The sequence below is a fragment of the Kerstersia sp. genome, assembly GCF_052103615.1.
Taxonomy (GTDB): Bacteria; Pseudomonadota; Gammaproteobacteria; order Burkholderiales; family Burkholderiaceae_B; genus Kerstersia.
Genome location: NZ_JBQEKA010000104.1, coordinates 1 through 10,566 on the forward strand (window position 1 = coordinate 1; position 10,566 = coordinate 10,566).

At 62.3% G+C, this 10,566-nt stretch carries 6 protein-coding genes; 5 read left to right on the forward strand and 1 reads right to left on the reverse strand.

All coding sequences use genetic code 11. The features are described 5' to 3' along the window. Positions 1–5: 5 nt before the first annotated feature. Together ACTJGZ_RS14695 and ACTJGZ_RS14700 are read left to right on the forward strand one after the other, a co-directional pair. Positions 6–1,952, forward strand: coding sequence for a sensor histidine kinase (locus ACTJGZ_RS14695; protein ID WP_441663655.1), 1,947 nt, complete (start codon positions 6–8; stop codon positions 1,950–1,952). Between the two features lie 219 nt (positions 1,953–2,171). Then, positions 2,172–2,852 (forward strand): response regulator, encoded by a 681-nt coding sequence (locus ACTJGZ_RS14700; RefSeq protein ID WP_441663651.1) that lies wholly within the window; start codon positions 2,172–2,174, stop codon positions 2,850–2,852. 95 nt (positions 2,853–2,947) lie between these two features. Here the strand turns inward: ACTJGZ_RS14700 and ACTJGZ_RS14705 are convergent, their stop codons facing one another. After that, positions 2,948–4,870, reverse strand: coding sequence for a bifunctional metallophosphatase/5'-nucleotidase (locus ACTJGZ_RS14705; protein WP_441663652.1), 1,923 nt, complete (start codon positions 4,868–4,870; stop codon positions 2,948–2,950). A 289-nt stretch (positions 4,871–5,159) separates the two neighbouring features. Here ACTJGZ_RS14705 and ggt point away from each other — a divergent pair, with 289 nt between their 5' ends. The 3 genes from ggt (at position 5,160) to ACTJGZ_RS14720 (ending at position 10,370) form a co-directional block, all read left to right on the forward strand. Further along, on the forward strand, positions 5,160–6,923 hold the full coding sequence (gene ggt, locus ACTJGZ_RS14710; RefSeq protein WP_441663653.1) for a gamma-glutamyltransferase: 1,764 nt from the start codon (positions 5,160–5,162) through the stop codon (positions 6,921–6,923). Between the two features lie 111 nt (positions 6,924–7,034). Beyond that, a complete protein-coding gene (locus ACTJGZ_RS14715; protein ID WP_441663654.1) occupies positions 7,035–7,976 on the forward strand; it encodes a helix-turn-helix domain-containing protein in 942 nt (313 codons plus the stop codon). Positions 7,977–8,096: 120 nt separating this feature from the next. Further along, complete coding sequence (locus tag ACTJGZ_RS14720) at positions 8,097–10,370, forward strand: TonB-dependent siderophore receptor (RefSeq protein WP_441663656.1); 2,274 nt, start codon at positions 8,097–8,099, stop codon at positions 10,368–10,370. Positions 10,371–10,566: the final 196 nt, after the last annotated feature.

A 10,566-nucleotide genomic window follows, 5' to 3' on the forward strand; every position in this document is an offset into this window, starting at 1 on the left:
GGCGCATGTTGAGCCGCGCGGCAGCGCCGGGCCCGCTGCCTGGCGCGGCGTTGCGCAAACTGGCGGCATGGCTGTCATGGTTCTGGCTGGCCGCCGTGTTTCTGTGTGCGCCGGCTTGGGCCGGGCCGGCAGAGGGCGCGTGCGCGCCGCAAATCCTCAGTGTCCGCATGGCGCCTTCTGCCGACGGCAGCCGCCCGGCGGAGGGCTGGCAGGATACCGTGCTGCCGGACCGCTGGCGGGCGCACTGGCCGGCCCATACCGGCGCAGTCTGGTACCGGATTGACTGGTTACGCGGATGTGGCGGCCACGCAACGCCGCCGGCGCCAGTCGGCCTGGCCTTGGATTGGATCAGCCTGGCCGGCATCGTGTATATCAATGATGACCTCCTGTGGCAGGACCGCAGCTTGAGCGAGCCTTTTTCGCACAGCTGGAATATGCCGCGCTTTTGGCGTTTGCAGGAATCCAGCCTGCGTGACGGGGTCAATACGCTGTGGATAGGCGTGCATGGCCTGGCCGAGCATGGGGCCGGCCTGGGCCGGGTGCATCTGGGCGACCCGGCGCTTGTAGAGAGCTGGCAAGAAAGCAAGGTCTGGCACCAGCGCACCATGTTCATTATCAACCTGGCCATTTCCACGGTGCTGGGTTGCCTGTTCTTCTGTATCTGGCTGCATGACCGTTCCCAGCACGCCAGCGGCTGGTATGTGCTGACGGCATTTTTCTGGATTCTGTTCGCCAGCAATATGCTGTTTACCGAGCCCTGGCCGTTCATGGGAACGCTGCTGTCCATCCGCATCAATCTGCTGGCATGCCTGCTGTACCTTGCGTGTTATGGCATGTTCAGCTGGAGTTTTTGCCGGCTGCGCATGCGGCGGACGGGCTGGATCCTGATGGTCGTGCAGGTCGTGATGGCATTGTCCGTGCTGCTGGTGCCCAGCCCTTGGCTGGGTAAAACGGCATTCTGGGCGATTGTGCTGGGGGCGGTGATTTTCTGCTGCAGCACGTTGTATCTGCTGGTTCATGGGGTGATCAAACGCGACTTTGAACCTATTGTTCTCTCTGTCAGTACTTTGCTGTGCATCGCCATCAGCGTTCATGACGCTCTGCTGATGGCAGAGCGCATTCAATCGCAGCCTTTGCTGGCGTACACCAGCCTGCTGATGATGCTGACGATTGCGGTCTTGCTGGCGCGCCGCATCGCCAGCAATATGCGCCGTATTGCCCAGTTCAACCAGGAATTGAGCAGTACCGTGGCGCAGGCCTGCGATGAGTTGAGCGCGACCCTGGCGCGTGAGCATGCGCTGGCGCTGGATAATTCGGTGCTGCAGGAACGCCTGCAGATTTCGCGGGATTTGCACGATAGCCTGGGCGGTTCACTGGTGCGCTCGATTGCCGTGGTGGAGCAGGCCCGGGATCCCCTGGACAATACCCGTTTTCTGTCCATGCTGAAGTTGCTGCGCAATGATTTGCGGCAGGTCATAGACAGCAGCGCCCATATCGAATCAGCGGGCGTGCACTCGCCGCAAGCGCTGATGGCGCCTTTGCGCCACCGTTTCATGAACCTGTTCGATGAACTGGGCATTGTGTCCGAGTGGACGATTCCTTTGGCCTGGCGGACGGCGCCCAGCGCCCGGGTTTGCCTGGCGCTGACCAGATTGGTCGAAGAGGCGCTGGCCAATGTCATCAAGCACAGCCGCGCCCGTTGCGCCCGGGTCACGCTGGAATTGCCGGAACAGGAAATGCTGATCCTGCGCATCGAAGATGATGGCGTGGGCTTTGATGTGGCTGCGGTTCAGCAGGCCGGGCTCAGTGTCGGCATGCGTTCCATGCATGTACGTATGGAGCGCCTGGGCGGCAGTCTGCAAGTGATATCCCGGCGCGGGAGTACCGTGCTGGAAGCTCGTTTGCACCTGCAGGCTGCCTGCGAGGCTGAAGCCCAGGACAGCCTGCGGTGAATTAACTGGTTCAGGCGATGCGGACGCTGCGCGGGTTTGCGTACTATAGCCTGGCAAGAAGCAGGTCATTGGCCGCCTGGAGGCGGCAAGGCGCAGGCTCCGGCATGCCCGCTCCCGGCATGCCGCTGCCGCTTTCGCCGCGGCACGGTCTGCGCCGTCCGGCAGTGATGGTATTTCCCCGCAGACATCCATTGTTTGATAAAAGCAAACGTTCAATCCATGCCTGACACCCTTTTGCCCGCACCGGTTCTCATTGTTGAAGATGAGCCTTTTATCCGCACCCGCCTGGCCGCCATTCTGGCGCAGCTGGGGTATGAGGCCGGGTCGGTGCATGGGGCGGCCACGCTGGCGGATGCCCGTAATTTGCTGAGTCAATATGCTTACGCGCTGGCGCTGGTGGACCTGGGCCTGCAGGATGGCAATGGCATAGATCTGATCGGCGAACTGCGCGCCCGGGATGCGGACATGGGCATTCTGGTGATTTCCGCCTGGAGTACCGAAGACGCCATTCTTGCTGCTTTGCGCGCGGGGGCGACGGGGTATGTCCTGAAGGAAAGAGATGACCTGGAGGTCATGCTGTCGATACGCAGCGTATTGCGCGGCGGGGCGCCTATTGATCCCTTTATCGCGCGGCGCTTAATTGACCAGCTGGGGGGCAAGCCTGCGCTTCCCGCCGCCGGCCAGGCCGCCGTTCAGCCTGCGGTGGATGCGCTTAGCACGCGCGAACATGAAATTCTGTCGCGGGTTGCCGATGGCCTGACGAACCGGGAAATTGCAGATTTGCTGTGTATTTCCCGTTACACCGTCGATTGCCATGTCAAAAACATCTATCACAAATTGGCTGTGTCTTCCCGGGTGCGTGCCGTGAACGCGGCCCGCACGCGCGGCTTGTTGCCCTGATTCTGCCGCGGCAAAAAAACAGCGCGCCCCCGGTAAAGAGGGCGCGCTGTTTCGCCGGAGACGGCTGGCTTACTGAGCTGGCTTACTGGGCTGGCTTACTCAGTAAAGCCTTGCGTGCTGTAGAACGCGTTATCGACGGGGCGCAGGATGGGCAGCCCGCTGCTGGCGTCTTTTTCTGCACGGTCGTCAATCCATTCCTGGAAGGCGTCGGCATCCAGCACGCCGACATCCAGGCGGCGGGAGTCAGGCAGTTTGCCCAGCGTGGCGTAGCCATCGCCGCCCTGAGCAATGAAGCTCAGCAGGAACAGGGTGTAGTCCTGGCGTTGCAGGTCCAGGGCTTTCCATTGCTGGGTCGCGCGGTCGAACACTTCCAGCTGGGTGACGCGCTTGCCCTTGGGCTGCTTGGCATCCACGTGCCAGCGCAGGCCGCCGGCGTAGGGGTAGGGGCCGGAGGACGGCTTGTCGTTGAACACCATGTCCATCGCGTCTTCCAGCGTGTCCTTGACCTCCTGGCCGCTGACCGTCATTTTCCACAGCATGTTGGCAAAGGGCAGCACTTCAATGACGTTCGCCGCCGTGATGTTGCCCTTCAGCGGAACGCGCACGCCGCCGCCGTTTTGCAGGGAGATATCAGCGCCGCCGTAGCTGCTGTTGGCAATGTCGTAATAGGCCTGCGCCACCAGTTGCTGGATATCACCGCCGCGGGCGCTGACCGAGGCCTGGCCGTTGGCGCAGGAAGCCGAGCGCGAGTAGTCGATGGAGCCAGGGCCGCCAGGCACGCGGCGCGAGCACAGTTCCTGCGGGACGACGGCGACTTGCTTGGCCTTGAACTTGTCCACTTCGGCCTTGAAGGGCGCCAGGGTGGCGGCAGCCTTCTGGTCGGCGGCAGCGACGTACAGAATGTCGCTTTCCTTGATATCGGCATTGAAGGCGCTGGCCTCGGCGGCCGTGGCGGCGCGCTGGCTGCTGCCATCCTTGACCTGGAAGTCGTCGCCGATCAGCACGCGCGGTGTGCCGTCACAGTTTTCGACTTTGCCGTCAGCATCGAAGCGGATCGTCAGTTCGCCAACGACTTGTGAATATTCCCAGGCATGCACGACGCAGACCGTATTGCCGTCCTTATCCTTGACGCGGGTGGGGTAGTCATAGCCCTGGCTGATGTCTGCGCCCAGATAGCGCGCCAGTTTGTCCTTGGGGCCAAGCAGCGTATGCGAATCGCCGCCGACGACAACATCCACGCCCTTGAGCTTGCTGGCGACTTCCAGATCGTAGGTGTAGCCAATGTGGCTCAGAACGACAATCTTGTTCACGCCCTCGGATTGCAGGCGGTCGATTTCCCGCTGCGCTGCCACGACTTCGTCTTCGAATTCGGTATCGGCATTCGGGCTGGAGGATTGCTTGGTTTTGCTGGCAATCGTCAGGCCGACCAGGCCGATGCGCTGGCCGCCGCGTTCGACCACCGTGGACGGCAGTACCTTATTGCTGTTCTTGAGCGGCGAGGAATTGCCGAATTGGACGTTGGCTGACAGAACGGGGGTCTGGCAGCTGCCGCCATGCAGTTCGTTGATGAAGGTCTCCAGACCGGCATCGCCCTTGTCGAACTCGTGGTTGCCAATCGCCATGGCATCAAAACAGACAGTATTCATCAGGGCGGCGTCGGCGGCGCCCAGACTGCCTGCCCGGTTGAAATACAGGGTGCCGGTCAAGGCATCGCCTGCATGCAGTTTGAGGACGTTTTCGTGCTTGGCCGCCAGTTGTTCGAAGGCGCTGGTCACACGGGGAAAACCGGCGGACGAGACCGTGACATCGACGATGTCGCCGTCAGGGTTCTTCAGTTTGACGGTACGGCTTTCACTGTCCAGATGGGAGTGGTGGTCGTTGATATGGAGGATCGTCAGAGCCAGCGGCGCAGACGGTTCCTGCGTGCCGGAATCATTGTTGTCGTGGTCGCTGCCGCAGGCGCTGAGCAGGCCCGCCAGCATCATGGCCAATGCCGATGCGCGCAAAGGAAAATTCATCGAAAGCACCCTGTTCCTTGGAAGTTCGGAGCACACAGTCTGGCGCAATGGCATGACAGGCATTTGACGGTCGCGCCTGAAAGGCGGTCCAGGCCTCAGGCAGAGGGCGGATCGTCCGGGTCAGGCAGCCGGAGTGACGGATAATTCTGGGTGATTGATATTTTTCGCTGCATGATTTGAGTTAATCCGTCCTTTTGGCGTTTTTTCGCCGGACGCGGCCTGGCGCATGCGTGATATCGTGAGAAGTTCTGGATTCACGACTACGGCCCCCGCAGGGTGGGGCATCGCCATGCCATTTTCATTCCGAGCCATTCCTGTCCGTTTGCTGCACGGCTTTTGCCTGATGGCTGCCCTGGCCGCCGGGCCCGCCGTGGCGGATGTCACGGTCGCCGATCTGAACCCTGAAGCGGCGACAGGTTATGCCGATAAGACGCTGGTGCAGGCCGAGCGCTTCATGGCGGTGACGGCCAACCCCCTGGCAACGCAGGCAGCGTCCCTCATGCTGGCGCGCGACGGCAGCGCGGCGGATGCCGCCATTGCGGCGCAACTGGTGCTGGCCCTGGTGGAGCCGCAGTCTTCAGGGCTGGGGGGCGGCGCTTTCCTGATGTATCACGATGCGGATAAAGGCCGGCTATATGCCTATGATGGGCGGGAAACGGCACCGGCAGCCGCGCAAGCTGAGCGTTTCATGGCGGGGCAGCGGGCGCTGCCCATGGCGCAGGCCGTCAATAGCGGCCTGTCGGTCGGAACGCCAGGCCTGGTCCGGCTGCTGGAAACCCTGCATCAGGCGCATGGGCGGCTGCCCTGGGCGGTGCTGTTCGAGCCGGCGATTGAACTGGCGGAACACGGCTTTCCGGTGTCGCCCCGCTTGCACGCCCTGATAGAGGAAAATCAGGCCTTGCGTGACCAGCCGGCGGCGGCTGCGTATTTTCTTGATCCTGAGGGTGCCGCCTGGCCGGTCGGCCATGTTTTGAAAAACCCCCAACTGGCCCAGGTGCTGCGCCTGCTGGCCAGCCAGCGGGCAGATGCCTTCTATCACGGCAGTATCGCGCGCGATATTGTGGCCGCCGTGCATGAGCACCGCGTGCCTGGGGACCTGGCGTTCGAGGATCTGGCCGCCTATCAGGTGGTGGAGCGCGAACCGCTGTGCGCGGATTACCGCATCTATCGCCTGTGCGGCATGCCGCCCCCGAGTTCCGGCACGCTGGCGGTTTTGCAGATGCTCAAGGTGCTGGAACCCTATGGCATGGGGCAATTGGCGCCGGTAGGGCTGGAAGCCGTGCATCTGTTTTCAGAGGCAGGCCGGCTGGCCTATGCCGACCGTGACTACTATGTCGCCGATCCGGCATTTGTCGAGGTGCCGCTGGCCGGGCTGCTGGATCCGGGCTATCTGGATGACCGCAGCGCATTGATTGACCCGGAGTATTCCATGGGTATGGCGGAACCGGGTAAGCCGCCAGGCGTGCGGGCGGAGCCGGGCCAGGATCAGTCCCCGGATTTTCCGTCCACCAGCCATATCGTGGTGGTCGATGCGCAGGGCAATGCGCTTTCCATGACCAGCAGCATTGAGCAGGCTTTTGGCAGCAAGATTTTCGTGCGGGGTTTCCTGCTCAATAACCAGCTGACGGATTTTTCCCTGAATCCTGTCGATGCCAATGGCCGTCCGGTGGCGAACCGGCTGGAAGCCGGGAAACGGCCGCGCAGCAGCATGGCGCCCATGGTGATCTACCGTGATGGCCAGCCCTATATGGTGCTGGGTTCTCCTGGCGGCAGCGCCATCATCAATTATGTCGCCAAGGTGCTTGTGGGGGTGCTGGATTGGAATCTGGATGTGCAGCAGGCGATTTCCCTGCCCAATATGGGCAGCCGGAATCACCAGACCGAACTGGAAGCCGGGACGGAACTGGAAGAGCTGGCCGAGCCTTTGCGCCTGATGGGGCATGAAATTCAGCTGCTGCCCTTTCCTAGCGGCCTCAATGGCATCGTGATGGATGGGCAGGGCTTGAGCGGCGGAACCGATCCCCGCCGGGAAGGGCTGGTGCTGGGCGACTGACCCCGGCGGATGCGCCAGATAGGGCATGCCATGGTTCCACGGCATGCCCGAATTAAATATAATCGTTCTCATTATTGAAAAATGGCGGCGCGGCCAGGGTGCTCAGTGGACATGACGGACAGGCAAAGCATCAGCGGCGGCGCGCCCGCCTTGCAAGCGCCGCGTCAGGGCTGGCGCGAGCTGCGCCCCGGCCTGACCTTGCAGTGCGGGGTCGAAGCCCATGCGCAGGCCTGCGAAGGCGAGGCCGTCATTGATGACCATATCCGTATCGTCATGGTGCTGGAAGGCGCGCTGGACTTGCGCTATGACTCGCAGCCCTTGCTGTTGCAGGCCCAGCCTGGGCATTCTGGCGGGCGGCTGCGCAATGCGGCCGTCGTCACCATGCAGGAGCCGGTGCAGCTGCGCCGGGTGGTGCGGCAGGGCGACGCTTCCCGCCGCATCAGTATTGGCGTGGCGCGCGCCTGGCTGCAGGAATCCATGGGTGAGGCCGCTTGCCCGCTGGAACCGGGCGTTCAGGCGCGCCATCTGGAGACGGTTCAATGGGCCATTTCGCCGCGCAGCTGCGCGCTGGCCGAACAGTTGTTGAACCCCCCGATGCTGCAACCCTATCTGGTAGGCCTGTACCAGGAAAGCCGGACAATCGAGCTGATTGCCGACGCCTTGGCCCAGATGCCTGGCGGCCAGCGGCAGCCTGCCAGCCCGGGCGGGCAGCAGGGCAGCGGGCGGCTATCAGGCCTGGCGCTGCGGCGCATGGCGGAACTCAAGGCCTGGTTGCAGGCTCACGCTGCCGAAGCGCTGAACCTGGAACAGATCGCCCGGCAGATGCACATCACACCCAGCACATTGCAGCGCCATTTCCGCTTGGCCTATGGCACGACGGTGTTCGATTTCCTGCAAAAGGAACGCCTGGGACAGGCCAGGCTGGCGTTAATGCGGGACGGCATCAGTGTGGAGCAGGCGGCGGCGCTGGCTGGCTATGCCAATGCCACCGGCTTTGCCACGGCGTTCAGGCGCTATTTCGGCTTATCGCCCAGTCAGGTTCGGGCACGCTGACGCCGATTGCATTTTCAGCGAAGCTTTTTGCCTGTCTGGCGAAGGCCGGGCATGAGCGGACATGCGACCATTTCACAAATGGTAAGGAATCTTATTATCACCAAGGAGAATTCCGTGCAGATGTCCTCTCTCGGGCGCTTGCCGCAATGGCACGCCGGTTCACTGGCCGCCCAGCGCGCCGCTGCGGCCCGGCCCGCCTTTCCCTGCGCGGTGCTGACCGCGCTGCTGCTGACCGTCTGGGGGCAGGCGTCGGCCCAGAACTCCAGGCCGGAGCCGCCGGATGAGGCTGCTGCGCCGGCCTTGCTGGAAGGCATAACGGTCAATGCTTACCGCCAGGCTGAAACCATAGGCGCGGCGACCAAGACGGAAACCCCCTTGATTGAAACGCCGCAATCCGTCACGGTGATCGAGCGCGATGAAATGGATGCGCGCGGCGTGCAGAATCTCAACGAAGCGACACGCTACACAGCGGGCGTCCTGCCGGAGAGCCAGGGCATGGATAACCGCGTGGATGATATGTATATCCGCGGGTTCGATGCCGGCAGCTGGGGGGCGAACCTGATGCTGGATGGCATGCGCGCGCCATCGGATGGCACCTTGAGCTGGAACCGGGCATCTTTCAATACCTGGAACCTGGAGCGTGTCGAGGTGCTCAAGGGGCCGTCCAGCGTGCTGTACGGCCAGCTGGCGCCTGGCGGCATGGTGAATCAGGTCACCAAGGTGCCGCGGGCGGGCCAGTTGCAGACGGTCTGGGCGCAGATAGACAGCAATGGCCGTCCGACCGAGGCGTTTGATCTGGGGGGCGCCAATGAGAATGAAAGCGTGCTGTGGCGCATGGTCGGCCTGCATGGCAACGGCAAGACACAGCTGGATCATGTCCGCCACAAGCAGTGGTTCGTCGCGCCCAGCCTGACCTTCAAATTCAATGAGGACAACACCAAGCTGACCTTGCTGGGGATGTACCAGAAGGATAGCGGCGGCAGTACTTTCCAGTTCCTGCCCTATCAGGGCACGGTGGTGCCGGGGGCGGATGGTTTCATCAAGTCCAAGACTTTCCTGGGCGAACCGGACTGGAACGTCTATGACCGCAAAGAATGGTATGCAGGCTGGCAATTCGAGCACAAGTTCAACGACAACTGGAAACTAAGCCAGAATGCCCGCTACACCCATGTGGATTCGCTCTACCGCGCCACTGTCGGTTTCGGTGTGCGTGGCGCGGCAGTGACGGATCTCAACACCTTGACCAACGGCCGCATTCTCAAGCGCCGGGCGGTGCAGGGCGAAGGGGATTCCAACGCCAAAACGGTGGATACGCGGCTGGAGGGCAAGTTCGCCACTGGCGCGCTGGAACATACGGTGCTGACCGGTTTTGACTGGCGCGAGAACAAGTGGGATTTCCTGCGCAAGATGTCCAATGCTTCTCCCGACGCCATTGCCATTGATATCTATGATCCGGTTTATACCGGCTACGATTTCGAACCCTCGCTGACCGTTGTGCAGATGGATACGGACGAGAAAAACCGGCAGATGGGCTTGTATCTTCAGGATCAGCTGGCCTGGGGCAAGTGGCGCGTCACGCTGGGCGGGCGCCAGGACTGGAGCCGCATTGACACGCTCAACCAGATGAACAGCGTGCGCACCGTGACCTCAGACCGCGCCTTTACCGGACGGGCAGGCGTAAGTTACCTGGCTGATAACGGGGTGGCGCCTTACCTGAGTTTTTCCCAGTCATTCCAGCCGGTGGGCGGTGTGCAGCGCAATGGCGATACCTTCAAACCGCTCAAGGGCAAGCAATGGGAAGCCGGGATCAAGTACGAACCCAAGGACATGGATGGCATGCTGATGCTGTCTGCCTATGAACTGACACAGGAAAATGTGCTGACGGCTGACCCGACCAATGTGACGACGGGCGCGTCCTTCCAGGTACAGACGGGCAAGGTAAGGGTGCGCGGCATCGAGCTGGAAGGCCGGGTGACGCCCTTTGACGGGTTCAGCGTGATCGGCGCGGTCACGCGCATGGATTCCAAGGTGATGCGCAGCAATGACGGCCATATCGGCAACGAGATGATACGCGTGCCGGAGTGGATGGGCTCTTTGTGGCTGGATTACACCGTGCAGCGCGGCGCGCTCAAGGGGCTGGGTTTTGGCGGGGGCATGCGCTATATCGGCGACACCTACGGCGACCTGGCCAATATTCTGCACATCCCGTCTTACACCTTGTTCGATGCGGCTTTGCGCTATGACATCGGCCAGGTCGGCAAGGGCGATTTGCGCCTGTCCCTCAATGCCAGCAACCTGGCAGATAAACGCTATGTGGCGACGTGCACGGCGGCGACGTCCTGCTACTACGGCACGGGCCGGACGGTGATCGCCAACCTGCGCTATAGCTGGTAACCGAAGACCACCGGCCGCCACGCCCCGAGGGCGTGCGGCCGCTCTCAGAGAGGATTCAAGTGGGACCAAGCAAACCATTGTGCATCGGCCTGTCGCTGGCCGTGACCTGGCTCATGGGCAACGGCTGGCGCCGGGCCGATAGCCGGGTCGAAGACATTTATGACATCGGCTTTTACGCAGCGCTGGCGCGCCGGGC

What these genes read in the sequence shown, in the direction of transcription:
- ggt (WP_441663653.1), top strand. Translation starts at nt 5,160, where the DNA reads ATGCCATTTTCATTCCGAGCCATTCCTGTCCGTTTGCTGCACGGCTTT.
- ACTJGZ_RS14715 (WP_441663654.1), top strand. Translation starts at nt 7,035, where the DNA reads ATGACGGACAGGCAAAGCATCAGCGGCGGCGCGCCCGCCTTGCAAGCG.
- ACTJGZ_RS14700 (WP_441663651.1), top strand. Translation starts at nt 2,172, where the DNA reads ATGCCTGACACCCTTTTGCCCGCACCGGTTCTCATTGTTGAAGATGAG.
- ACTJGZ_RS14695 (WP_441663655.1), top strand. Translation starts at nt 6, where the DNA reads ATGTTGAGCCGCGCGGCAGCGCCGGGCCCGCTGCCTGGCGCGGCGTTG.
- ACTJGZ_RS14720 (WP_441663656.1), top strand. Translation starts at nt 8,097, where the DNA reads ATGTCCTCTCTCGGGCGCTTGCCGCAATGGCACGCCGGTTCACTGGCC.
- ACTJGZ_RS14705 (WP_441663652.1), bottom strand. Translation starts at nt 4,870, where the DNA reads ATGAATTTTCCTTTGCGCGCATCGGCATTGGCCATGATGCTGGCGGGC.